The sequence below is a fragment of the Corynebacterium stercoris genome (assembly GCF_024160105.1).
In the GTDB taxonomy this organism is placed as follows: Bacteria; Actinomycetota; Actinomycetes; order Mycobacteriales; family Mycobacteriaceae; genus Corynebacterium; species Corynebacterium stercoris.
This window is the reverse complement of sequence record NZ_JAMFTQ010000007.1, coordinates 66,989-90,769: the sequence shown is the minus strand read 5'-3', so window position 1 is coordinate 90,769 and position 23,781 is coordinate 66,989. Positions and strand designations below refer to the sequence as shown.

General features: G+C 68.7%; 25 protein-coding genes and 1 pseudogene. 20 read left to right on the top strand and 6 right to left on the bottom strand.

Translation table 11 applies throughout. The annotated features are described in order from the left end of the window. Positions 1 to 7: 7 nt before the first annotated feature. Both manB and M5J20_RS07210 read left to right on the top strand, forming a co-directional pair. Positions 8 to 1,114: a mannose-1-phosphate guanylyltransferase gene (gene manB / locus M5J20_RS07215; RefSeq protein ID WP_253577988.1), complete on the top strand. Its 1,107-nt coding sequence runs from the start codon at positions 8 to 10 to the stop codon at positions 1,112 to 1,114. A gap of 272 nt (positions 1,115 to 1,386) precedes the next feature. Then, positions 1,387 to 1,677, top strand: coding sequence for a WhiB family transcriptional regulator (locus tag M5J20_RS07210; protein WP_437177632.1), 291 nt, complete (start codon positions 1,387 to 1,389; stop codon positions 1,675 to 1,677). A 3-nt stretch (positions 1,678 to 1,680) separates the two neighbouring features. Here the strand turns inward: M5J20_RS07210 and M5J20_RS07205 are convergent, their stop codons facing one another. Further along, a complete protein-coding gene (locus M5J20_RS07205) occupies positions 1,681 to 2,166 on the bottom strand; it encodes a metallopeptidase family protein (protein WP_253577986.1) in 486 nt (161 codons plus the stop codon). Positions 2,167 to 2,261: 95 nt separating this feature from the next. On the opposite strand from M5J20_RS07205, the gene M5J20_RS07200 reads away from it, so the two are divergent. Genes M5J20_RS07200 through manA form a run of 4 tightly spaced genes read left to right on the top strand, consistent with a single transcriptional unit; the run spans position 2,262 to position 6,347 of the window. Further along, positions 2,262 to 2,747 (top strand): DUF3499 domain-containing protein, encoded by a 486-nt coding sequence (locus tag M5J20_RS07200; protein ID WP_253577984.1) that lies wholly within the window; start codon positions 2,262 to 2,264, stop codon positions 2,745 to 2,747. Between the two features lie 10 nt (positions 2,748 to 2,757). Next, positions 2,758 to 4,122, top strand: coding sequence for a phosphomannomutase/phosphoglucomutase (locus M5J20_RS07195; RefSeq protein ID WP_253577981.1), 1,365 nt, complete (start codon positions 2,758 to 2,760; stop codon positions 4,120 to 4,122). 9 nt (positions 4,123 to 4,131) lie between these two features. Further along, positions 4,132 to 5,136 (top strand): hypothetical protein, encoded by a 1,005-nt coding sequence (locus M5J20_RS07190; protein WP_253577979.1) that lies wholly within the window; start codon positions 4,132 to 4,134, stop codon positions 5,134 to 5,136. Between the two features lie 29 nt (positions 5,137 to 5,165). Further along, positions 5,166 to 6,347, top strand: a complete 1,182-nt coding sequence (gene manA / locus M5J20_RS07185; RefSeq protein WP_253577977.1) for a mannose-6-phosphate isomerase, class I — start codon at positions 5,166 to 5,168, stop codon at positions 6,345 to 6,347. Here the strand turns inward: manA and M5J20_RS07180 are convergent, their stop codons facing one another. Then, on the bottom strand, positions 6,348 to 7,085 hold the full coding sequence (locus tag M5J20_RS07180; protein WP_253577975.1) for a hypothetical protein: 738 nt from the start codon (positions 7,083 to 7,085) through the stop codon (positions 6,348 to 6,350). A gap of 202 nt (positions 7,086 to 7,287) precedes the next feature. On the opposite strand from M5J20_RS07180, the gene M5J20_RS07175 reads away from it, so the two are divergent. The 9 genes and pseudogenes from M5J20_RS07175 (at position 7,288) to secA (ending at position 17,974) form a co-directional block, all read left to right on the top strand. After that, positions 7,288 to 7,644: a DUF4259 domain-containing protein gene (locus M5J20_RS07175; protein WP_253577973.1), complete on the top strand. Its 357-nt coding sequence runs from the start codon at positions 7,288 to 7,290 to the stop codon at positions 7,642 to 7,644. 87 nt (positions 7,645 to 7,731) lie between these two features. Continuing rightward, positions 7,732 to 9,162, top strand: coding sequence for an adenosylhomocysteinase (gene ahcY / locus M5J20_RS07170; protein ID WP_253577970.1), 1,431 nt, complete (start codon positions 7,732 to 7,734; stop codon positions 9,160 to 9,162). A gap of 10 nt (positions 9,163 to 9,172) precedes the next feature. Continuing rightward, positions 9,173 to 9,790 (top strand): dTMP kinase, encoded by a 618-nt coding sequence (locus M5J20_RS07165; protein WP_253577968.1) that lies wholly within the window; start codon positions 9,173 to 9,175, stop codon positions 9,788 to 9,790. Between the two features lie 9 nt (positions 9,791 to 9,799). Then, positions 9,800 to 10,482: pseudogene (mtrA, locus tag M5J20_RS07160) on the top strand (MtrAB system response regulator MtrA). A gap of 17 nt (positions 10,483 to 10,499) precedes the next feature. Then, a complete protein-coding gene (mtrB, locus tag M5J20_RS07155) occupies positions 10,500 to 12,149 on the top strand; it encodes an MtrAB system histidine kinase MtrB (RefSeq protein ID WP_437177631.1) in 1,650 nt (549 codons plus the stop codon). After that, positions 12,139 to 13,854: an MtrAB system accessory lipoprotein LpqB gene (gene lpqB, locus M5J20_RS07150; RefSeq protein ID WP_253577966.1), complete on the top strand. Its 1,716-nt coding sequence runs from the start codon at positions 12,139 to 12,141 to the stop codon at positions 13,852 to 13,854. The genes mtrB and lpqB overlap by 11 nt, the downstream gene beginning before the upstream one ends. Before the next feature lie 142 nt (positions 13,855 to 13,996). Further along, the gene (locus tag M5J20_RS07145) at positions 13,997 to 14,476 is read left to right on the top strand and encodes a ComF family protein (RefSeq protein ID WP_253577964.1); all 480 of its coding nucleotides are present in this window, start codon (positions 13,997 to 13,999) and stop codon (positions 14,474 to 14,476) included. Between the two features lie 97 nt (positions 14,477 to 14,573). Continuing rightward, positions 14,574 to 15,278: a ribosome hibernation-promoting factor, HPF/YfiA family gene (gene hpf, locus M5J20_RS07140; protein WP_253577962.1), complete on the top strand. Its 705-nt coding sequence runs from the start codon at positions 14,574 to 14,576 to the stop codon at positions 15,276 to 15,278. Positions 15,279 to 15,439: 161 nt separating this feature from the next. Further along, complete coding sequence (gene secA / locus M5J20_RS07135) at positions 15,440 to 17,974, top strand: preprotein translocase subunit SecA (RefSeq protein ID WP_253577960.1); 2,535 nt, start codon at positions 15,440 to 15,442, stop codon at positions 17,972 to 17,974. A gap of 6 nt (positions 17,975 to 17,980) precedes the next feature. Here secA and M5J20_RS07130 read toward each other — a convergent pair whose 3' ends face one another. Beyond that, entirely contained in the window at positions 17,981 to 18,355 is a 375-nt protein-coding gene (locus M5J20_RS07130; protein WP_253577958.1) for a hypothetical protein, read from the bottom strand. A gap of 162 nt (positions 18,356 to 18,517) precedes the next feature. Between M5J20_RS07130 and M5J20_RS07125 the strand changes: the two genes are divergently transcribed. Both M5J20_RS07125 and M5J20_RS07120 read left to right on the top strand, forming a co-directional pair. Continuing rightward, the gene (locus M5J20_RS07125; RefSeq protein WP_253578043.1) at positions 18,518 to 18,931 is read left to right on the top strand and encodes an HAD-IA family hydrolase; all 414 of its coding nucleotides are present in this window, start codon (positions 18,518 to 18,520) and stop codon (positions 18,929 to 18,931) included. Further along, complete coding sequence (locus tag M5J20_RS07120) at positions 18,931 to 19,425, top strand: DUF6912 family protein (RefSeq protein ID WP_253577957.1); 495 nt, start codon at positions 18,931 to 18,933, stop codon at positions 19,423 to 19,425. Before M5J20_RS07125 ends, M5J20_RS07120 begins: the two co-directional genes overlap by 1 nt. On the opposite strand, the gene rsgA is transcribed toward M5J20_RS07120, so the two are convergent. After that, on the bottom strand, positions 19,399 to 20,424 hold the full coding sequence (rsgA, locus tag M5J20_RS07115) for a ribosome small subunit-dependent GTPase A (RefSeq protein ID WP_253577955.1): 1,026 nt from the start codon (positions 20,422 to 20,424) through the stop codon (positions 19,399 to 19,401). The genes M5J20_RS07120 and rsgA overlap by 27 nt on opposite strands. Continuing rightward, on the bottom strand, positions 20,424 to 21,695 hold the full coding sequence (gene aroA, locus M5J20_RS07110) for a 3-phosphoshikimate 1-carboxyvinyltransferase (RefSeq protein WP_437177630.1): 1,272 nt from the start codon (positions 21,693 to 21,695) through the stop codon (positions 20,424 to 20,426). The genes rsgA and aroA overlap by 1 nt, the downstream gene beginning before the upstream one ends. Before the next feature lie 21 nt (positions 21,696 to 21,716). Between aroA and M5J20_RS07105 the strand changes: the two genes are divergently transcribed. Next, positions 21,717 to 22,379 carry an SOS response-associated peptidase gene (locus M5J20_RS07105; RefSeq protein WP_253577951.1) on the top strand — a complete coding sequence of 221 codons (663 nt, stop codon included), beginning with the start codon at positions 21,717 to 21,719 and terminating at the stop codon, positions 22,377 to 22,379. Here M5J20_RS07105 and M5J20_RS07100 read toward each other — a convergent pair. Continuing rightward, the gene (locus tag M5J20_RS07100) at positions 22,352 to 22,825 is read right to left on the bottom strand and encodes an aminoacyl-tRNA deacylase (RefSeq protein WP_253577949.1); all 474 of its coding nucleotides are present in this window, start codon (positions 22,823 to 22,825) and stop codon (positions 22,352 to 22,354) included. The genes M5J20_RS07105 and M5J20_RS07100 overlap by 28 nt on opposite strands. A 40-nt stretch (positions 22,826 to 22,865) precedes the next feature. On the opposite strand from M5J20_RS07100, the gene M5J20_RS07095 reads away from it, so the two are divergent. Both M5J20_RS07095 and M5J20_RS07090 read left to right on the top strand, forming a co-directional pair. Continuing rightward, positions 22,866 to 23,450, top strand: coding sequence for a sigma-70 family RNA polymerase sigma factor (locus M5J20_RS07095; RefSeq protein ID WP_253577947.1), 585 nt, complete (start codon positions 22,866 to 22,868; stop codon positions 23,448 to 23,450). Beyond that, positions 23,450 to 23,728, top strand: coding sequence for a mycothiol system anti-sigma-R factor (locus tag M5J20_RS07090; protein ID WP_253577945.1), 279 nt, complete (start codon positions 23,450 to 23,452; stop codon positions 23,726 to 23,728). Before M5J20_RS07095 ends, M5J20_RS07090 begins: the two co-directional genes overlap by 1 nt. Positions 23,729 to 23,781: the final 53 nt, after the last annotated feature.

Sequence of the window (23,781 nt, the reverse complement as noted above, 5' to 3'; positions counted from 1 at the left end):
ACACCACATGGCTGAGCAACCTGAATCCACCGGCGCCGCGCTGGCGGCGGAGACGGACGCCGTCATTCTCGTCGGCGGGCAGGGCACGCGGCTGCGCCCGCTGACGGTGTCGACGCCCAAGCCGATGCTGCCCACCGCCGGCTACCCGTTCTTGAGCCACCTGCTCGCGCGCATCGCGGCGGCCGGCATGCGGCACGTGGTGCTGGGCACGTCGTACAAGGCGGAGGTGTTCGAGCGCTACTTCGGCGACGGCGCGGAGTTCGGCCTGGAGATCGAGTACGTCGTGGAGGAAGAAGCGCTGGGCACCGGCGGCGGCATCCGCAACGTGTACGACAAGCTGCGCTACGACACGGCGATGGTGTTCAACGGCGACGTGCTCTCCGGCGCGGACCTCGGCGCCATCCTCGACACGCACCACGCGGGCGGCGCGGATGTGACGCTGCACCTGGTGCGCGTGCCGGATCCGCGCGCGTTCGGCTCGGTGCCCACCGACGCAGACGGCCGCGTGCTGGCGTTTCTGGAGAAGACCGAGGATCCGCCGACCGACCAGATCAACGCCGGCTGCTACGTGTTCAAGCGCGAGGTGATCGAGCGCATCCCCGCAGGGCGCGTCGTGTCCGTCGAGCGCGAAGTGTTCCCGGGCTTGCTTTCCGACGGCGCCCTTGTACTCGGCCACGTCGATTCCTCCTACTGGCGCGACATGGGCCGCCCGAGCGATTTCGTGCAGGGCTCGTCGGATCTCGTGCGCGGCATCGCGTACTCGCCGTTGCTCGAGGGGCGGACGGGCGAGTCGCTCGTCGATCCGTCGGCAGGCGTCGCGGGCGGCGTGATCCTCATGGGCGGCACCGCGGTGGGTCGCGGGTCGGTGATCGGCGCAGGCTCGCGCATCGACGATTCCGTGCTTTTCGACGGTGTCACCGTCGAGCCCGGAGCCGTCGTGCGAAATTCCATCATCGCCTCCGGCGCGACGATCGGCGCTAACGTGCGCATCCAGGACTGCGTGATCGGCGAGGGTGCGCGCATCGGCGCGCGCTGCGAGCTGCAGGGCGGCATGCGCGTGTGGCCGGGCGTGGAAATCCCGGATTCGGGAGTGCGTTTTTCGCCGGACGCGTAAGCGACACGCCGGATCGGCCAACTTGTTATGCGCGCAACAGGGCCATACCACATCTAGTACCCCCTCGATTCACCCCCGAACCCGGTGGGGTGAAACGCAATGTTACTTCTGTGACTCGTGTGGCTGTTTGGCGGGGATAACCATAAGAATGGTGCTGGAACGGGGCGAGGAGGTTGCGGCTATTTAGTGGTTCGGTGTCTAATCGCATTGGTGTAAGTTACACACCGAAATCAGAGGTTCCACAGGACAACGGAGGAAGGAGGCGTGGGGCTATGGCCGATGACACCATTCTCCGAGGGGCGGCCGCGGGAGGCATGACCCTCGACGAACTGTTCGGCACCGTCGAGCAGGAGTGGCAAGACCAGGCGCTCTGCGCGCAGACCGATCCGGAAGCCTTCTTCCCGGAGAAGGGTGGCTCCACGCGCGAGGCGAAGCGCATCTGCAAGGCCTGCGCCGTGCGCGATGAGTGCCTCGAGTACGCCCTCGAACACGACGAGCGCTTCGGCATCTGGGGCGGCCTGTCCGACCGTGAGCGCCGCCGCCTGAAGAAGCAGATCGGCTAGCGCCTACCAGGGGAAATCGGGGTCCACGTCGCGCGGATCCAGGTTCAGGTAGTACGCCACGAGCGCGGTGAGGATCCACGTGATCAGCTCCGAGCGCTCTTCCACAGTGTGCGCCCGCTGTTCGACGGGGCGCCGGAACACCACAAAACGCGCCCGCGTCGGGTTGCCGGAGCGGTCCACGCCGGCTTCCAGCACGCGGCCGAGGGGGATTGGGCCGTCGGCGACGATTTCGTCGGGAAGCACAGCGGAATCTGCGCGCAGCCGCATGCGCGGGATGGTGTCCACGGCCAGGTCGACGCCGGAAAGCTGGTCGAAGTACGCGTTGTGCAGCGGCGCGTACGTTTCCAGCACGAGCTGGTCGAAGGCCATCGAGCGCGTGCGGTAGCGCGGGACACCGACCGGCAGCAGCGGGCCCCGGGCGCCGCGGCCGTGGCGGTCGCGCCCCGGTCGCAGGTGGAGTGGGCCGCCCGCCGCGCCAGATGTCGTCATGGCTGCACAGTCTAGGCCCGCGCCCGCCGCCGCCCGCCCTGGCGCGCCGCGGCGGCGCTACCGAAAACTCAAGCTGGGGTTTAGACTTGGCTGCCGTGAATACTTTCCGTCGTTGTTGCCGGCCGGGCTGCGGGCGGCCCGCCGTGGCCACGCTGGTGTACGCCTACGCGGAGTCGACGGCGGTGATCGGCCCGCTGGCGCCCGTCGCGGACCCGCACGCGTGGGATTTGTGCGAGCGCCACTCGGCGCACATCACGGCCCCGGTGGGCTGGGAGATGGTGCGCGTGGAGCAGATCGACATCACCGACGACGAGCTCGAGGAGATGGACGAGCACGAGCTCACCGCGCTTGCCGAGGCGGTGCGCGAGGCGGGCCGCGTGACCACCGGCCTGGTGGACACCTCGGGCGACCCGATCGAGTACGGCGCGTCCCACGACTTCAACGACCCGGCCACCTCAAACCACCCGGTGCACCGCACGAAGCGGGTGGAGGAGCAGGCGGCGGCGGAACGCGCGAAGCGCCGCTCGCACCTGCGCGTGGTGCCGGAGCCGGGCGCGCAGGCGGAAGAGGGCGAGCAATAAGATAGCCCGCATGGCTATCACGCACACGGGGGATTCCCTGGACAAGCTCATCAAGGCGTACGACATCCGCGGTGTCGTGGGGGAGACCTTAGACGAGGACGTGGCTCGCGGCGTCGGCGCCGCGTTCGCGCACATTCTCCGCGGCGAGGGCGAACGCACGATCGCGGTGGGCTACGACATGCGCCCGTCGTCGCCGTCGCTCGCCGCGGCGTTCGCTCAGGGCGCGGCGTCCCAGGGCCTCGACGTGATCGAGCTCGGCCTGACCTCCACCGACGAGCTCTACTTCGCCGCCGGCACCCTCGGCTGCGCGGGCGCGATGTTCACCGCCTCGCACAACCCGGCGCAGTACAACGGCATCAAGCTCTGCCGCGCGGGCGCCACGCCGGTCTCGACGGACACCGGGCTCGCGCAGATCAGGGCCATGCTTCTCGACGGTATTCCGAGCTACGCGGGGGAGGAAGGAAGCGTCGAAAAGCGTGATGTGCTCGAGGCGTACGCGATGTTCCTGCGCGAGCTGGTGCCGGTGAAGCGGAAGCTCACGGTCGCTGTCGACGCAGCGAACGGCATGGCGGGGCTGACGGTGCCGGCAGTGCTGGGTGACATGGATGTGCGCGAGCTGTACTTCGAGCTCGACGGCACGTTCCCGAACCACGAGGCGAACCCGCTGGACCCGAAGAACCTCGTCGACCTGCAGAAATTCACGCCGGAGCAGGGCGCGGACATCGGGCTCGCCTTCGACGGCGACGCGGACCGCTGCTTCGTGGTCGATGAGCGCGGCCGCCCGGTGTCCCCGTCGGCGATTACGGCGCTGATCGCGTCGCGGACGCTCGCTGAGCACCCCGGCGCGACGATCATCCACAACCTGATCACGTCGCGCGCGGTGCCGGAGATTGTGGAGGAGGCGGGCGGCACGGCGGTGCGCACCCGCGTCGGCCACTCCTACATCAAGGCGGAGATGGCGGCGCGCGGCGCGCTGTTCGGCGGCGAGCACTCCGCGCACTATTACTTCACCGAGTTCTTCAACGCGGATTCCGGCCTGCTCGCCGCGTTGCACGTGCTCGCCGCGCTGGCGGAATTCGACGGCCCGCTCAGCGAGCTCATGGCGCGCTACGAGCGCTACGAGGCGTCGGGCGAGACCAACTCCGAGGTCGCCGACCAGGCGGCGGCGACGCAGCGCGTGCTCGACGCTTTCGCCGAGCGCACCGCGGATGTGGACCGCCTCGACGGCGTCACCGTGACGCTTACCGATTCCAAGGCGTGGTTCAACGTGCGCGCCTCGAACACGGAGCCGCTGCTGCGCCTCAACGTCGAGGCGCCGACGCGCGCGGAGGTTGAAGAGCTGGTCTCGGAGATCCTCGCCGTCATCCGCGCCTAGGCTGGCGGCATGGAGGATTCCTATTACACCGGTGCCGGCCACTACGACCGCGAGACGGTGCGCTTCTTCGACGTCGCGCACGAGGGCGCCCAGCTGCGCGCGATCGCGCAGGCTGCGCAGCGCTTAAGCCACCTGCGCGGGATGCAGCCGCGCTCGGTGGTGGTTCTGGGCACGGACCAGATCGCGCTCGCCGCCGCACGCGCGCTGGTGGCGGTGCGCACGCCGCTTGAGCTGCCGGTGCTGGTCACGGACGCGTTGCCGTCGTACGTCGGCCCGCTCGATGTGGTGCTCGTCGTCGGCGACGCCGCCGCGCGCGAGCAGGACGCGCGGGGCTTGGCCGCGGCTGCGGGGCGCGGCGCGGAGACGGTGCTCGCGGGCCCTGCCCGGGGGCCGCTGCTTGACGACGCCCCTTCCTCCACCACGATCCTCCCCGCCCTGCCCACCGCCGCCGGGGCCTCGCCGGCCCGCACCATCGCGGCCGTCGCGGCGGTACTCGACGCGCTCACGGGCGACCCGGACGTGATCGCCGGCCAGCTCGAGGTGCTCGCCGAGGAGGTCGACGCGGAGCTCACCTCGCTCTCCCCGGAGCGCGACGCGTCCGTGAACCCGGCGCGCCAGCTGCGTGCCTTCGCCGCCGATGCGCGTGTGCTGCATTCCGGCACCACCCGCTGCGGCCGCGCGATTGCGCAGCTCGTGGCGGAGATCTGGTCGGCGCGCGGGCTCGCGTCCGGCTTCGTCGACGCCGAGGAGCTGGCGCTTGCGGTGGAGTTCGGCTCGCCGTCGGGCGCCGCGCGTGCCGACGATATCTTCTACGACCCGTACCTCGACGGCCCGCTGGAACTGGTACCATTGAAGACCGTTCTTTGGGCACAGCCTGCCGGGGCTCCCGGTGTCGCTGTGCCCAACTCGCGCGCCGAAACAGTCGAGGCGGCGGGGCTGGGCGACACCGCCCAGGCGCTTAGGTTAATCACCCGAGCCTACGCCGCCACCATCCTCGATGATGCCTCCGTGTGAGTCGCTTTTGGTCGTAGAGGAGTTTGTGGATGCAGTACCTCGAGGGTGCGCTGCGCGCCTATCCGTGGGGTTCCCGCACGCTCCTGGCGGAGCTGCGCGGCACGCCCGCACCTGCCCAGCGGCCGGAGGCGGAGCTGTGGTTCGGCGCGCACCCGGCGGCGCCGTCGCGCATCGGAGAGCAGCCGCTCGACGCAATCATCGCCGCTGATCCGGAGGCTGCGCTCGGCGCCCGCGCGGCCGCGGCTTTCGACAACCAGCTGCCGTTTTTGGTGAAGCTCCTCGCAGCCGGCGAGCCGCTGTCCATCCAGGCCCATCCCTCCGCGGCCCAGGCGCGCGAGGGCTTCGCCCGCGAGAACGCTGAGGGCATCGCGCTGGGGGATCCGCGCCGCAACTACAAGGACCCGAACCCGAAGCCGGAGCTCATCGTCGCACTGACGGAGTTCAAGGCGCTCGCCGGTTTCCGCCCGGTGGCCGAAACGCTCGAGCTCTTCGCGGCCCTCGGCGGTCTGGAGCGCTACACCTGCATGCTGGACCCGGCGCAGCCGGAGGAAAGCCTTCGCGCGCTGTTCACCACGCTGATTTCCCTGCCGACGACGCTGCGCGCCCGCCTCATCGCCGATGCCGCGGCGTCGGCACGCGAGCTCGTCGCCTCCGACGCGGACGCCTGGATGGTGGAGGTCGCGCAGACGTTCCTGCAGCTCACCGAGCGCTACCCGGGCGATGTGGGCGCGCTCGCGGCGCTGCTGCTCAACCATGTCTCGCTCGCGCCGGGCGACGCGCTCTACCTCGACGCGGGCCAGCTCCACGCCTACCTGTCGGGCCTCGGCGTTGAGGTGATGGCGAACTCGGACAACGTGCTGCGCGGCGGCCTCACTTCAAAGCACGTGGACGTGCCTGAGCTCGTGCGGGTGCTCGACTTCGCGGAGTTGGCTGATCCGCACGCGCCGGTGTCGGTGCCGTCGGCAAGCGAAGTTGCCTTTGACCTGCCGATTGACGCGTTCCACGTCACCCGCCACCGCCTCACGGACGGCACCGCGCTCACCGTCGACGTGGACGGTCCCGCCGTCGTGCTCTGCACCGCCGGCTGTGCGCGAAGCGGCGAGTTTGCGCTCGCGCCGGGCCAGGCTGCGTGGATCCCGGCGACCGACCCGGCCGCGGAGTTCACCGCGGCACCGGGGGAGACCGCCGAGCTGTTCTTCGTGCGCGCCTAGCTACTCAGTCGGCGTGGCGGGTGCTTCGCTCGCGGCTGCGCCATCATCCACCACGGTCGGGGTGTGGCTCGTGGCCGTCGGCTCCACGGTCGTGCGGTCTTCCACCGTGACCTCCGGGCTCGACTTCTCGACTGCCGGCTGCGGCGCCGGCGTCTGCTTCGGCTCCGACGGCCTGCTCTCCGCCGGCGACGTCACGGAAGGCACCGGCGTGTGCGCCGCGCTCGTGAACTCCGAGCTCGCCTCGGACTCTTGCGACATGGGGCGCACATTCGTCGGCCGGTACGCCACCGTCGGCGCGGCGGAGCTCGGCTCGGACGTCACGGCGTGCGGCGGGGCGAACGGGTCCGCCTCCATGCGGTAATTCGGGTTCGACACCGGCGCCGCCGGCAGCTCGGTACCGCCGGAACCGAAATTGCTCACCTGCGACGGCCCGATCCCGGCTTGCGGCGCGCGGTTCGGGCGCTTGCTTGCCGACGTCCGCTTGCCCGGCGCCGCTGCCGTCGACTCCGCGTGCACGCTGCTTTCCGACGCAACCGAAGCGGCGCTCGGCGACAGCGTCGTGCGGGAAGCGGGGGAGAGCTCGGCACCGGTCTGCGTCGCCGGGAGGGTGCTGGAGGTATAGCCGGCCGTGACGGTGCGTCCCGGGGCGGAGGCGTTCCACACCACCACGCCGACAACGATGGCGAGGGCAAGGCCGGCGAGCATGAACACGCCGACGCCGCGTCGGTTCTGCTCCATACTCGCCTCCTTAGATCACGGAACGGTAACGCCCTGTACGTGCACTGTTTATAGCACGCAGATCGGCCATTCCAGTTTCCTGTGAGCCGAAACACAGGGACTCTTCGGGTGAATTTCAGGTAAACCGCTCACGTGCCGGGATCGCCTGACGTATATAGGGCTAAAGTATGCGCCCACACCGAGCAACGAAAGGATGCACAGCATGAGCACCTGGGAGAGCGAGATCTTTTCCGCCGAGGCCAACACCGACTTCCTGGATGACCTCGCACAACTCGAGTCCGACGAGATCCTCGAGGCAGTCCGCGACGCGGTGCTCCTCGCCTCCGACGGCAACCCCAGCGAGGAGGAGCGCCTGAACGGCCTCGCCGCCGCCACCATCGCCGCCATTTGGTCGGGCGCTCCGTTCTCCGCGGGCGAGATCGCCGAGAACTACCCGTTCATCCGCTCCAACTCGGGCGAGATCAGCGAGAAGCTCGCCGAGGCCGCCTCCGGTGTCTTGGAGTCCGCGGACCCGGAGGGGGATACGGACGTGGACCAGTTCATTGAGGCGCTGTCCTAGCGTCGTCAAGCGCTGAAAAGCCCCGCGGCGGCGGGCGGTAGAGTCGTGGGTAGTTGAACGATAATCCCCCACGAGGAGCGCTGACACATGGATTACAAGATCGCGGACATCTCGCTGCACGAGGCCGGCCGCAAGCAGATCGAGCTCGCGGAGTACGAGATGCCGGGCCTGATGGCGCTGCGCGAGGAGTACGCGGACGAGCAGCCGCTCGCCGGCGCGCGCATCGCGGGTTCCATCCACATGACGACGCAGACGGCGGTGCTCATCGAGACGCTCACGGCCCTCGGCGCTCAGGTGCGCTGGGCGTCCTGCAACATTTTCTCGACGGAGGACGCGGCGGCGGCTGCGGTGGTCGTCGGCAAGCACGGCAGCGCGGAGGATCCGCAGGGCGTGCCCGTGTTCGCCTGGAAGGGCGAGACCCTCGACGAGTACTGGTGGTGCCTCAACCAGGTGTTTTCCTGGGGTGAGGGTGTGTACCCGAACATGATCCTGGACGACGGCGGCGACGCGACCATGGCCGTGATCAAGGGCACCGAGTTTGAAAACGCCGGCGCAGTGCCGCAGCCGCAGGATGGCGACTCGGACGAGCAGATCGCGTTCTACGCAATGCTGCGCGAGGTGCTCGAGACCGACAAGGGCCGCTGGACCGCCACCGCAGAGCACGTCAAGGGTGTCACCGAGGAGACCACGACCGGCGTGCACCGCCTCTACCACTTCGCACGCGAGGGCCTCTTGCCGTTCCCGGCGATGAACGTGAACGACGCGGTGACCAAGTCGAAGTTCGACAACCGCTACGGCACCCGCCACAGCGTCATCGACGGCATCAACCGCGCCACCGACGTGCTCATCGGCGGCAAGCGCGCGCTGGTGTGCGGCTACGGCGACGTGGGCAAGGGCGTCGCGGAGGCGCTCGACGGCCAGGGCGCCATTGTGTCCGTCACCGAGGTCGACCCGATCAACGCGCTGCAGGCGCTCATGGACGGCTACCAGGTGGTCACGGTGGAGGATGCGATCGCGGACGCGGATATCGTGATCACGGCGACGGGCAACCTGGGCATCATCACCTTCGAGCACATGCTGCAGATGAAGGACCACGCCATTTTGGGCAACATCGGCCACTTCGACAACGAGATCGACATGCACTCGCTCATCCACCGCGAGGATGTCGCCCGCACCACCATCAAGCCGCAGGTGGACCTGTTCGAGCTGCCGAGCGGCAACGCGATCATCGTGCTTTCCGAGGGCCGCCTGCTCAACCTGGGCAATGCGACCGGCCACCCCTCCTTCGTCATGTCCAACTCTTTCGCGGACCAGACCATCGCGCAGATCGAGCTCTACACCAACGGCGACAACTACGACAACGAGGTCTACCGCCTGCCGAAGATCCTCGACGAGAAGGTCGCACGCATCCACGTCGAGGCCCTCGGCGGCACGCTCACGGAGCTGTCCAAGGAGCAGGCGGAGTACATCGGCGTCGACGTCGCCGGCCCGTACAAGCCCGAGCACTACCGCTACTAGGAGGGCGACCATGATCATCGCGGTTGAGGGCATCGACGGCGCGGGCAAGCGCACGCTTGTCGACGCTTTGTTGCAGCGCCTCCCCTCCGGCATCACCGCCTCCACGCTCGCCTTTCCGCGATACGACGATTCTGCTGCGGCCCAGTTGGCCCAGGCAGCCCTGCACGGCCAGATGGGCGACATGACGGATTCGCCCTACGCCATGGCGGCGATGTTCGCCCTCGACCGCCACGGCGCCCTGGACACGCTGACGCACGCTGCGGAGGCACAGGACGAGCTGCTGATCCTCGACCGCTACGCCGCCTCCAACGCCGCCTACACGTGGGCGCGCTCCGGCGACGAGACGGCGGTGCGCTGGGTTGCGGAGCTGGAGTTTGAGAGGCTGGGTCTGCCGCGGCCTGACCTGCAGGTGCTGGTGGATACGTCGCCTGAGGTGGCGTCGGCACGCGCGGTGCACCGCGCCGAGGAGGACCCGCAGCGCGCCCGCGACCGCTACGAGCGCGACGCGGGGCTCCAGGTGGCGACGTTCGATGCCTACCGCCGGCTCGCGGAGCGCAGCTGGGCGGGTCCCTGGGTGGTCTCGGCGGATGCGGCCGTTATCATGCGAAGCATCACCGATCTGCGCTAAGGAGCCCGCATGCCGCCGAAGATTCTGGTTGTCGACGATGACCCCGCCATCAACGAGATGCTCACCATCGTGCTCGAGGCAGAAGGCTTTGCGACGGAATCCGTGACCGACGGCGCCGCCGCAGTACCCGCGTTCCGCTCGACGAACCCCGACCTGATCCTGCTGGACCTCATGCTGCCGGGCATGAACGGCATCGACATCTGCCGGGAGATCCGCAAGGAATCCGGCGTGCCAATCGTCATGCTCACCGCGAAGACCGACACCGTCGACGTGGTGCTCGGGCTGGAATCCGGCGCGGACGACTACATCACGAAGCCCTTCAAACCGAAAGAGTGGTGGCCCGCATCCGCGCCCGCCTGCGCCGCACCGACGAGGAGCCGTCGGAGATTCTGCACATCGGCGACCTGACCGTCGACGTGCCGCAGCACATGGTCACCCGCGACGGCCAGGAGATCGGCCTAACCCCGCTCGAGTTCGACTTGCTGGTGGAGATGGCGCGCCGCCCGAACCAGGTGCACACCCGCGAGGAGCTGCTGGAGAACGTCTGGGGCTACCGCAACGCCTCGGACACCCGCCTGGTCAACGTGCACGTGCAGCGCCTGCGCTCCAAGATTGAGCACGACCCGGAGAACCCGGAGATCATCCTCACCGTGCGCGGCGTGGGGTACAAGACCGGCCGGACGGAGGCGTAGCCCTGGCGGCGAACCGGTTGAAACGCGCCGGCGAGCGCGCCTCCGAATCGTGGCGCACCTCGCTGCAGGTGCGCTTCGTGGGCACGGTGCTCATCGTCTCCGCGGTGGTGATGCTCGTGCTCGGCTTCGCGCTGGCCACGGTGGTGTCCCAGCGCATCGCGCAGGCCAAGATCGACGCCGCCAGCGTAGAAATTGACCGCGCCCGCGTCGTGGTGGAAGAGCAAATCGACACCACCGGATCCACCTCCTCGCTGCAGGCGCGCCTCAGCTCCGCCCGCGCGAGCCTGACGCAGCGTACCCAGCAGGGCTCCGACGTCGCCAACGTGTACGAGCCGGTCCTGCTTGTGCAGAGCTCGCTCGGCGTGGTCACGTCCTCCCCGGAGTCCTACCGGGTGCCGGAGCGCCTGGTGGAGTACGTCACCCAAGGCAACGTGGCCTACCAGTTCGCCGTGGTGGAGCGGCCGGACGGCTCGCCGTACAACGCGCTGATCATCGGCACCCCGACGGATTCGGATGTGCCCAACCTGCAGGTGTACCTGGTCACCAACATGGACAACGAGGCCTCGACGCTCGCGCTCATGCGCGGCATCCTGGCGTCCGCGGCGCTCATCGTCATCGTGCTTCTGGTGGGCATCGCGTGGCTGGCGTCGCAGCAGATCGTCGCCCCGGTGCGCTCCGCCTCGCGCACCGCGGAGCGATTCGCCGCCGGCCACCTGCGCGAACGCATGCCGGTCGAAGGCGAGGACGAGATGGCGGTGCTCGCGCTGTCCTTCAACAACATGGCGGACAAGCTCTCGCGCCAGATCAACCAGCTCGAGGAGTACGGCGACCTGCAGCGCCAGTTCACGTCCGATGTCTCCCACGAGCTGCGCACCCCGCTCACCACCGTCCGCATGGCGGCGGACCTGATCGCGGCGGACCAGGATTCGCTGGATCCGTCGGCACGCCGCGCGTCCGAGCTCATGACCCGCGAGCTGGACCGCTTCGAGGCGCTGCTCAACGACTTGCTGGAAATCTCGCGCCACGACGCCGGCGTCGCCGACCTGGCCAGCACCCGCATGGACGCGCGCGGGCCGATCGAATCCGCGTGGGCGCAAACCCGCCACCTCGCCGAAGAGCTCGACGTGGAGGTGCAGTTCGAGATGCCGGAGGAGCAGGTGGAGATCGAGGGCGACCCGCGCCGCATCGAGCGCATCGTGCGCAACCTGATCGCTAACGCTATCGACCACTCGGAGGGCAAGCCGGTGCACGTCGCGCTGTTCGAGAACGACGAGGCCGTGGCCGTCACCGTCACCGACTGCGGCGTGGGCCTCAAACCCGGCCAGGAGGAGCTGGTGTTCAACCGTTTCTGGCGCGCCGACAAGTCCCGCAAGCGCCACTCCGGGGGCACGGGCCTGGGCCTCGCGATTGCCCGCGAGGACGCGCAGCTGCACCGCGGCATCCTCGACGCGGCAGGCGTGCCTGGCGTGGGCTCGCAGTTCCGCCTCGTGCTGCCGCGCGACCCGGAAGCCGGCTACGCGCACGCCCCCGTCGAGCTGCAGGCACCGGGCGAGCCGGACGACGTCGCCGAGGCCCGCGCCCAGGCGGAAGGCGCCGACGAGATCGCGGCTGACGTTGACTGCGACGCGCCCGGCGCCCTCACCAAGGAGGCCGCCCGTGAGGCGTAAAAGAACAACGGCGCTGGTGGCGCTCGCAGCCGTCGGCACGCTCGCGGCGGGGTGCGCGAGCTTGCCGTCGACGTCGGACCCGCACGTGCTGCGCCCCTACAGCCCGCAGGCCTCGGCCGCGCCGGTGATCACCCCGGAGGCGGGCCGCGAGGCCGACCTCTTGCTGCGCGACTTCTACACAGCGTCGGCGATCCCGTCCTCCGATTACGAGGCGGCGCGCGCGTTCATGACCACCCAGGCCTCCGCCGCGTGGGACCCCACGGAGGAGACGCTCGTGGTGGACCGCATCGGCGTGAACACGCTGCCCGGCGGCACGCCGAGCCGCCGCAGCTTCTCCGTGCACGGCAACGTCGTCGGCGTGCTGGGCCCAGGCGGCGCGTTCCGCCCGGAGCGCGGCTCCTACGAAGCGACGATCGAGATGGAAATGGTCGGCGGCGAGTGGCGCATCTCCTCGCTGCCGGCGGGCGTGGTGCTGGAGCGCACGGAGCTGCGAAACCAGTACCAGCCGTTCAACATCTACTTCTTCGACGCGCAGGGCCAAGAGCTGGTGACGGACCGCCGCTGGCTCTTCACGCGCCGCGAAACCCTGCCGAGTGCGCTGATCTCGCTGATCATGGAGGGCCCCACCGAGCGCCTCCTGCCGGCGGTGCCGAACACGCTGCCCGCCGAGGTCTCATACATCGGCTACGAGAACGGCACGTACAAGTTCACGGGCTTCGGCGGCGTGCGCGAGGACGAGCGCGCGCAATTCGCGGCGCAGGTGGTGTGGACACTGGCGTCGGCAGGCATCTCCGGCCCCTTCGCGCTCGAGGCGGATGGCGCGCCGCTGCTTGCTGACGCCGAAACCCTCACCACCGACGACTTCGTCGAGCTCAGCCCGCTGATCCAGGCCGCGGGCGCGTCCAAGCTCTACACCCTCACTGACGGGAGCATTTCGCTTATCGACGGTGGCGAGAAGCAACCACTCGCCGACGAACTCGGCACCGCGGGCAACGTGATCACTGCGGAGATCACCGCCAACGGCAACTGGGTGGCCGTGCTCGACAACGCAGACGTGAACGCGCCGACGGTGCTGAGGGCAGGCACCTTGGGCGGCGAGGGCCGCGACCTGATCACCGCGATCACGTTCACCCGCCCGTCGTTCGAATCGCGGTCCGCGGCCGTGTGGACGGTGGCGGACGGCACCCGCATCCTGCGCAGCGTACGCTCCGCAGCGACCGGCGAGGTGACCACGGAGGAGATCGTCGCCGAGATGCCGGACGGCGTGCGCGGCAACATCTCGGTGCTGCGCCTGTCGCGCTCCGGCGCGCGTGTGGTCATGGTGGTTGACGGCCACCTCTACACCGGCATTGTGGAGCGCCGCGCGCCGGGCGAGCGCGCGGTGGTCAACGTCGTCGAGTACGCGACAGAGCTGGGCGGCTCGGTGGTGGCGGCGGATTGGCAGCCGGACGGCTCACTGATCGTCGGCACGTCCAGCTCCGTCTCCCCGGTGCTGCGCGTGGAGCAGGACGGCTCCAGCGTCACGACGCTGAGCGTGGGCAACATCTCCGCACCGGTGGTGGCGGTCGCGGCTTCGCCCAACATGCTCTACGTCACCGACGCGAACGCGCTGCTGCAGCTGCCGAGCACCGGCTCCGACAACCCGCTGTGGCGCGAAGTGCCGGGGCTCGAGGGCGTGCGCGCGATGCCGATCGTGGCCAAGTAGGCGGCTTCAAGTGGCGCTGGGGGAGTTGCTGCTGCCGCGCCGCTGCGCGGGCTGCGGCGCACCCGGCCACGTGCTGTGCCAGCGCTGTCGGGTGGGACTCGCGACCCCGCCGCATCGCGTGTTCCCGAACACCTCCCCGCACGTGCCTGTGTTCGCGCTCGGCCCCTACGCGGCGCCGCACCGCGACGTGGTGCTGGCGATGAAGGAGAAGAACAACCTGGTTATCCGCCGCCACACCGGCGCGGTGCTCGATGCCGCACTCGCGCACCTCGAGGCGCGCGGCGAGATTCCGCACGGCGCGGTGCTGGTCCCGGCGCCGACGAGGAAGGCGTCGGCACGCGCGCGCGGCGGCGATCCCGTGGAAGCGTGCTGCCGCGCCACCGGCCGGCCCGTGGCCGCGGTGCTCTCGCTCGACGCCCGGACGGCGGACCAGAGTGAGCTCGACGCCGCCGCCCGCCGCGCGAATCTCGCCGGCGCCGTCCGCCTCACCGGCGTGCCGGGCGACACCTGCATCATCGTCGACGACGTGGTGACTACCGGCGCGACGCTGCAGGCGAGCGTGGAGACGCTGCTTGCCCACGGCGCGGACGTTGCCGCCTGCCTGGCGATATGCGCGGCCTGAAGAATTGGCAGCACCTTCCCAGCAACCCCGCAAAAATTGGTTATATCCAGTTGTACAATTGGGGTGAACCCGTTCCTACTACCCAAGGAGGAAGCAGATGACCTCTGCAGAGCACGACAACGTCGCCCCCGAGGCAGGCCTGAGCCCGTCCGCCCAGGTCACCATCACCGGCCGAAACGTCGAGGTACCGGAACACTTTCAGGAACGTGTGAACGCCAAGCTGGCGAAGATCGAGAAGCTCGATCCGTCGCTCACCTCGTTCCACGTCGAGCTCAAGCACGAGCCGAACCCGCGACGCGAAGCCCAGGCGCAGCGCATCCAGATCACCGCTACCGGCAAGGGCCACCTCGCCCGCGCCGAGGCGAAGGAGGACAGCTTCTACGCTGCGCTGGAGTCCGCCGTCGGCAAGCTTGAGCGCTCCCTGCGCAAGGTGAAGGTGCGCCGCGAGATTTCCCGCTCCGGCCACCGTGCCCCGAAGTCCGTCGGCGTGATGGCTGCGGAGCTGGCAAACCAGGCCGCCGCGGATGTGCAGGCGCAGGAGCCGGCCCCGGGCAAGTACGACGTTGACCCGTACGCGGACCAGTTCGCGGATTTCGAGCCGGGCCAGATCGTGCGCCGCAAGGTGCACCCGAACACCCCGATGAGCGTGGACGACGCGCTCAGCGAGATGGAGCTAGTGGGCCACGATTTCTACCTCTTCATCGATGAGGAGACCCAGCGCCCGAGCGTGGTGTACCGCCGCCACGCCTTCGACTACGGCTTGATCGCGCTCGCACCCGAGGGTGAGGCCGACGCCGAGTAGGGCTTTCCCGCTTGCCGACGCCCGCTTTCCCGCCACCCGGCCGGAGGGCGGGCGTTTCGCTGCGTGCCAGTAAGTTCCCAGCTTCCCAGCTGCAGGTTCTAGAGTCCGTGTGGGTACAATAGCCCGTTGACTGATACTCGAATGTAGAAGGACGTTGAAGCGTGTTTGGTCTGTCGAAGCTGCTCCGCGCCGGTGAAGGGCGCACCGTCAAGCGCCTTGCCAAGATTGCGGATCAGGTCATGGCGATGGATGGAGAGTACTCCGCCCTCACCGACGCCGAACTGAAGGCGAAGACGGACCAGTTCCGCCAGCAGCTAGCCGACGGCGCTTCGTTGGACGACATTTTGCTCGACGCCTTCGCCACCGCCCGCGAGGCATCGTGGCGCGTGCTGGGCCAGAAGCACTACAAGGTGCAGATCATGGGCGGCGCGGCGCTGCACTTCGGCTCCGTCGCCGAGATGAAGACCGGTGAGGGCAAGACCCTGACCTCCGTGCTGCCGGCGTACCTCAACGGCCTCGAGGGCAAGGGCGTGCACATCGTGACGGTGAACGACTACCTAGCCAAGCGCGACGCGGAGATGATGGGCCGCGTGCACCACTTCCTGGGCCTCGAGGTGGGCGTGATCCTCTCCGAGCTGCGCCCACCGGAGCGCAAGAAGGCGTACGACGCCGACATCACTTACGGCACCAACAACGAGCTGGGCTTCGACTACCTGCGCGACAACATGACCCGCTCCGTCTCCGAGATGGTGCAGCGCGGCCACAACTACGCGATCGTGGATGAGGTCGACTCGATCCTCATCGACGAGGCCCGCACCCCGCTCATCATTTCCGGCCCGGCCGACGGCTCGAGCCAGTTCTACACCGTCTTTGCTCAGCTCGCGCCGCGCATGCGCGAGGGCATCCATTACGAGGTGGACCGCCGCAAGCGCACTATCGGCGTGTCTGAGGAGGGTGTGGAGTACGTCGAGGACCAGCTGGGCATCGACAACCTCTACGCGCCGGAGCACTCCCAGCTGGTGAGCTACCTGAACAACGCGCTGAAGGCGAAGGAGCTGTTCGAGCGCGACAAGGATTACATCATCCGCCAGGGCGAGGTGCTCATCGTCGACGGCTTCACCGGCCGCGTCCTACCGGGCCGCCGCTACAACGAGGGCATGCACCAGGCGATCGAGGCGAAGGAAAACGTCGAGATCAAGAACGAGAACCAGACGCTGGCGACCGTCACCCTGCAGAACTACTTCCGCCTGTACAACAAGCTGGCCGGCATGACCGGTACCGCCGAAACCGAGGCGAGCGAGCTGCACCAGATTTACAAGCTCGACGTGGTGCCGATCCCGCCGAACAAGCCGAACCAGCGCAAGGACCGCGACGACCTGATTTACAAGACGCAGGAGGCGAAGTTCTCCGCCGTGGCGGACGATATCGCCGAGCACGTGGAGAACGGCCAGCCGGTGCTGGTGGGTACCACCTCCGTCGAGCGCTCCGAGTACCTCTCCCAGCTGCTCACCCGCAAGGGCATCAAGCACAACGTGCTCAACGCGAAGCACCACGAGGAAGAGGGCCGCATCATCGCCGAGGCGGGCCTGCCCGGCAAGGTGACGGTGTCCACCAACATGGCCGGCCGCGGCACCGATATCGTGCTCGGCGGCAACCCGGAAGTGCTCCTGGACGCGAAGCTGCAGGAGCAGGGCCTCGACCCCTTCGAGGACGAGGAGCGCTACCAGCAGGCGTGGGACGAGCAGCTGCCGAAGGCGAAGGCCCGTTCGGAGCAGCTCGGCGACGAGGTCCGCGCCGCCGGCGGCCTGTACGTGATCGGCACCGAGCGCCACGAGTCGCGCCGCATCGACAACCAGCTGCGCGGCCGCTCCGGCCGCCAGGGCGACCCGGGCGAGACCCGCTTCTACCTCTCCATGCGCGATGAGCTGATGGTGCGCTTCATGGGCACATCCATGGAGAACATGATGAACCGCCTCAACGTGCCGGACGATGTGCCGATCGAGGCCAAGATGGTGTCCAACGCGATCAAGAGCGCGCAGTCCCGCGTGGAGAACCAGAACTTCGAGATGCGCAAAAACGTCCTGAAGTACGACGAGGTGCTCAACGAGCAGCGCAAGGTGGTCTACCGCGAGCGCCAGGAGATCCTCGGCTCGAAGGACATCGCCGGCCAGGTCCGCCGCATGATCGAAGAGACCGTCGGCGCCTACGTCGACGGCGCGACGCGCGAGGGCTACGTGGAGGACTGGGACCTCGACGAGCTGTGGAACGCGCTCGATTCCCTCTACGGGCCCACCGTTTCTGCGCAGGAGCTTATCGACGGCAGCGAGTACGGCCGCCCCGGCGAAATCACCGCCCCGCAGCTGCGCCAGGCGCTTGTCGACGACGCCCAGGCGCAGTACGACAAGCTCGAGGAGAACGTCGCCGCGATCGGCGGCGAGGAGCAGATGCGCAACATCGAGCGCATGGTGATCCTCCCGGTGATCGACACGAAGTGGCGCGAGCACCTCTATGAGATGGACTACCTCAAGGAGGGCATCGGCCTGCGCGCCATGGCGCAGCGTGACCCGCTGGTGGAGTACCAGAAGGAGGGCGGCGACATGTTCCAGGCGATGAACGAGGCCGTCCAGGAGGAGACCGTCCGCCAGCTGTTCATGATGCGCAAGCAGTTCGAGCAGCCGGAAGGCGCCTCCGCCTAGCCCCGCCTAGAGCACCTTGAAGGACACGAGGCGGCCGTTGCGCATTTTCGCCGCCCAGGCGTAGCGGCGCTCGCCCACGGCGACGCTGCCGAACGCCTCGCCGTTCTCGCGGGTGTGGCAGGACAGCACGCGCACCTCGCCCGCCGGGCGGGGTTGGCGCAGCCTGGCGCGGATGTGGCTGCGCACGCCCATGTCGAACAGCGCGCCCGTGAGGGACTCCGGGTCGCGCACGCCGAAGGACGCGTCGAGTGCCTGGCGCACCAGCGGCGCCATGGGGTTGTCGGGCACGGCGCGCACGCCTGGCAGGCGCTCGACGTCGGGGAACGTCGCGCGGGGCACGAGCACTTTGATGTGTTGGTGGCCTGGGGCCGGGTAGTACATGGGTGTCACCTCCCGAATCGGCGTGGCGCGGGCTGCGCGGGGGATCGGTAGTATTGTGCACGTTCGCGCAGTGCGTGCACCAGCCTGCACGTATACATTTCAATGCGCATTCGGCTGGGAACCGTTGACACACAGGAGCGCACAGTGAATTCAGCTATCCGCATGCAGGGCCTGCTCATCGATTACGCGGGCGTCCTCGACGTCGATCCGGAGGATCAGGCGCGTTGGCAGACGTTGATCGCGGCGGTGAAAGACAAGGGCGTTGCCACCGGCATCCTCTCCAACGAGCAGGCCGAGGGGGAGACGGCCGACACGATCCGCGAGTGGGAGTTCCGCGGCGACGTCGACGCTGTGGTGCTCTCCGGCGAGGTGGGCGCGGACAAGCCGGAGCGCGCCGCGTTCCAGGCCGCGGCTGATGCGATCGATGTGGCGATGAATGACTGCGTGATGATCGACGACGACATCATGAACGTCCGCGCCGCCGTCGAGTACGGCATGATCGGCATCCTCCACACCGCCTTCGACCGCACAGCGGTGGAGATCCAGTCGCTGTTCGACATTGAGGGCGAGTTCTAGTGCGCGTCTACATCCCGGCGACGTTCTCCATGCTCGCGGGGCTTGAGGCCGACGGCATCTTGCACGCCCGCAACGGCTGGGCGTTTGCCGCCACGCCTGAGCTGACCGAGTGGTACACCTCGGGCGACCAGGAGGAGATTGAGGCGATCGCGTTCGACGATGCCGCGCTCGCCTCGATTCGCTTGCTGGCGATCGGGGACGAGGAGCGCTTCCCGCACCGCCGCGTTGTGGTATCGGCCGATGTGGATGCGTCGGGGGAGCCGGAGATGGGGGAGTCCGTGGTCAAGCTTGCGGGTCCCGTCGCGCTCGAGGACGTGGCCGCGATCCACGTCGACGTGCAGGAGGCCGAGGAGGCTACGGCGCGTGCCATCGAGCACATTGACGCCGCCGACCTCGGCGACGAGGACGCGGAGCTGGCGGTCGGGGACGCGCAGGACAATTACATGGCGTTCTACGACCCATCGGAACTACCGTTCCTCGTCGAGCTGCTTTAAGTCCCACGCGTCGTTCGAGTGCAGCGCCGTGAGCAGGCGGCGCACCGCTTGCACGCGCCTGCCGAGGGGCGAATCCTCGGCGATGTCGTCCCACGCGCACTCGGGATCGGACGGCGGGCCGAGGTGAGTGCAGCCGCGGGGGCAGTGCTCGGCGGCGTCGGCGAGCTCGGGGAATACGTCGATGATCGCCTCGGGGGAGACGTGGGCCAGGCCGAAGGAGCGGATGCCGGGGGTGTCGATGACCCAGCCGCCGGCCGGCAGCGGCAGCGCGACGGACTGGGTGGAGGTGTGGCGGCCCTTGCCCACGCCGGAGACTTCGCCGGTGGCGCGCTCCGCGTCGGGCACAAGGCGGTTCACCAGCGTCGACTTGCCGACGCCGGAGTGGCCGATCAGCGCCGAGACGTGCCCGCCAATGCGCGCAACGAGGTCGTCGATGGGTTCCTCGATGCCCACTTCGAACAGCTCGACATCGAGGTCGGTGATCTCGCGCTGGAACTCGGCCGGATCGGCGAGATCCGACTTGGTCATGCAGACGATCGGGGTGACCCCGCCGTCGAACGCCGCGACCAGCGCGCGCTCAACGAAGCCGGTGCGCGGCGGCGGGTCGGCGGCTGCGACGACGATGAGCATGAGCTCGGCGTTTGCAACGATGATGCGCTCGTAGGGGTCGGTGTCGTCGGCAGTGCGGCGCAGTACCGACGAGCGCTCGTCGCGCTTCACAATGCGCGCCAGCGTGTCCTTCTTCCCCGAGGTGTCGCCGACCACGCCCACCCGGTCGCCGACCTCGACGGAGACGCGCTTCAGCTCGCGGGCGCGCATGCAGGTCACCAGGGTTTCGTCGTCAAGCACAACGCCCCAGCGGCCGCGGTCCTTGGACACGACCATGCCGTGCTCCGCGTCCTCGTGCGTCGGGCGGTCTTTGGAACGCGGCCGCGACCCCTTGCCGGGGCGGACGCGCACGTCGGATTCGTCGTAGTCGCGAAAGGAACGCCCCGCCATTAGTCGCGCACCATCTCGGCCCACATCCGCTCGAAGTCCGGCAGCGTCTTCGCGGTGGTGCCGATGTTTTCCACCTCGACGCCGCGGGTGGTCAGGCCGATGATGGCGCCGGCGGTGGCCATGCGGTGATCGTCGTACGTCGCCCACGTGCCGCCGTGCAGTGGCGCGGGGTGGATGCGCAGGCCGTCGCTGAGCTCCTCGCAGCGCCCGCCGAGGTTGTTGATCTCCGTGGTCAACGCCGCGAGGCGGTCCGTCTCGTGGCCGCGCAGGTGCGCGATGCCGGTGAGCTCGGTGACGCTGGTGGCCTGGGTGGCAAGCGCCGCGACGGTGGGGGTGAGCTCGCCGATGTCGCTCATGTCCAGGCGCAGGCCGCGCAAAGTGCCGCGCGAAGGCCCGCGGACCTCCAGGGTGTGGCCGGTGCCGTCGGCGCAGAGCTCCACCTCGCAGCCCATGCGCTCGAGGATGTGGCGGATCACGTCGCCAGGCTGGGTGGTGTCCACCGGCCAGTGCGGCACGCGCACCACGCCGCCGGTCACGGCCGCGGCCGCGAGGAACGGGGTGGCGTTGGACAGGTCCGGCTCGATGGCGAAGTGCGCCGCGCGAATGGTCTGCGGCTCGACGCGCCACGTCTGCCCCTCGGCGCGCACGGTCACGCCGGCGTCCTCGAGCATCTGCACCGTCATCTCGATGTGCGGCATTGACGGCAGGATGCCGGCGGTGTTTTTCACGGTAACGCCGCGCTCGAAGCGGGCGGCGGAGAGCAAAAGCCCGGATACGAACTGGGAGGAGCCGGAGGCGTCGATCTCCACCACGCCGCCCTCGGCGCTGCCGCGGCCGTGCACGGTGAACGGCAGGGCATCGCCCGCCACGGCCACGCCGAGCTGGCGCAGCGCGGACAAGATAGTGGCCATGGGGCGGTTGCGGGCGTAAGGGTCGCCGTCGAAAAGCACCGGCCCCTGCGCGAACGCCGCAACGGGCGGCAGGAAGCGCATCACGGTGCCGGCGAGGCCGCAGTCGATCTTCGCCGCCGTGAGCTCGCCGGGGGTGACGCGGATCGTGGCGCCGTCGTGCGCAAAGCCGACGCCCATCTCGGCCAGGGCCGCTTCCATGAGGTCGGTGTCGCGGGAGCGCAGCGCGCCCGTGATGGTCGAGGTGCCGTCCGCGAGCGCGGCGAGCACGTACGCCCGGTTCGTCATCGACTTCGACCCCGGCACCTGCACAGTGTGGGTGATCGGGGTCGAGGCGTACGGGGCTGGCCACACATCAGTCATGCGGACAATCATAATGGAGGCATGTGCGGACGCTTCGTGCTTTTCACTTCCGGCCAGGACCTGCTCGATGAGGTCGCGGCCCTGCCCGGCGTCGGCGGGGTCGAGGCCCCCGACGGGACTCCTCCGCCGCGCTATAACATCGCTCCCACGCAGCAGGTGCCGCTCGTGCGTGTCGACGACAGCTCAGTCGCTCACCTCGATGCCGCCCGCTGGGGCCTGCTGCCCACCTGGAAGAAGGACGAGACCGGCCCGCCCTTGTTCAACGCGCGCGCCGAAACGGTTGCGGAGAAGCCCTCGTTCCGCGCCGCGTTCAAGGCCAAGCGCGGGCTCATGCTGCTCGACGGCTACTACGAGTGGCTCACCACCGACGACGGCAAGCAGCCCTACTACGTCAGGCGCGACACAGGCATGCTGGTTGCCGCGGCGTTGTGGGAGACGGGGCTTTCCCGCTTATCGACGACGATGATCACCACCGCCGCAGCCGAAGAAACCGCCTGGCTGCACCACCGCCTGCCGCTCTTCCTCGCCGCGGACGAGATCGAGCAGTGGGTCGGCGGCAGCCCCGAGGAGGCGGCGGAGCTGCTTGCGCCTTCGCGCGTGGCGGGGGAGCTGCGGTGGCAGGAGGCCGACAAAGCCGTCGGCAGCGTGCGCAACGACTACGCGGAGCTGATGTCGGCGAACTGAGCCCCCGTGAGGCGGGCGAGATCCTCCGGCGCGATCTCCACCGACAGGCCGCGCTGGCCAGCGGAGACGGTGACGGCGGAGAGGTCCTTGATGGAAGCGTCGAGAAGCGTGGGAAGCTCCGTGAGCGTGCCCAGCGGCGAGATGCCGCCGACGACGTAGCCCGTGGCGCGCTGCGCCTTCGCCGGGTCCGCCATTTCCGCGTGCTTCCAACCCAGCGCCTTCGCCGCGGCCTTGAGCGCGAGGTGCCCGGAGACCGGGACGCAACAGAGCGCCATCTCGCGCGGGGCGTCGGAGCGGGCAATGACGAGCGTTTTCAGGGTGGCGCTCGGATCGATGCCCAGCTCGGCGGCGGCGTGCTCGCCGAAGTGATCCTGGCTCGGGGTGTACTCGAGCACGGTGTGCGGGGTGTCCTTGACCGCGGCGAGGGCGCGGGTGCGTGCAGCCATGGGTGAGGTGCTCCTTTCGGTGCCTTATAGAATGAACACTATGCCGGAAACAGACCTCAAAACGCGTTTCACCGAGGAAGCGATGCCGCTGTTGGATCAGCTCTACGGTGGTGCACTGCGCATGACGCGCAACCCGCAGGACGCGGAGGACCTGGTCCAAGAGACCTACCTGAAGGCGTACAACGCGTTCGACAGCTTCACCCCGGGCACCAACCTGAAGGCGTGGCTGTACCGGATTATGACGAACACGTACATCAACACCTACCGCAAGAAGCAGCGCCGCCCGCTGGTGACCAGCGCGGAGGACGTGACCGACTCGCAGCTCTACACCTCCAGCTCCCACGACTCGGCGGGCCTCGAATCCGCCGAGGTGGAGGCGCTGAAGTTGATGCCGAACTCCCGGATTTCCGAGGCGCTCAACGCGCTGAACGAGGACTACCGCATGGTGGTCTACTACGCCGACGTGGAGGGTTTGGCGTACAAGGAGATCGCCGAAGTGATGGATATCCCGCTCGGCACGGTGATGAGTCGGCTGCACCGTGGAAGAAAACAGTTGCGCGAGATGTTGAAGGACGTAGCCAACGAGCAAGGTATCGGTCTGGACCGCGACACGGAGGAGAAGTAATGGGCGCCGGAGATTGCACGTGCGGAAACCGCGGGGAACACAGCACGCACCAGCTGCTCTGTGAGCTCTTCGACTCGGACACATCGCCGGCCCGCGCTGCGGAAATCCGCGCCGAGCTCGGCGCCTGCCCGCACTGCATGAGCAAGCTCAAGTCTGAGCAGGATGTCCGCGGGCTGGTGCGGGATTGCTGCGGCGAAGCGCACGCGCCGGAGCCGCTGCGCCAGCGCATCATCACCTCCATCACCACAGTGTCCTACACCGAGATCCGCTACCGCTAGGCGCCTGCGCGACTGCGGTGGGGCAGTCGCGGATAAGACGAACGCCGCCTCCC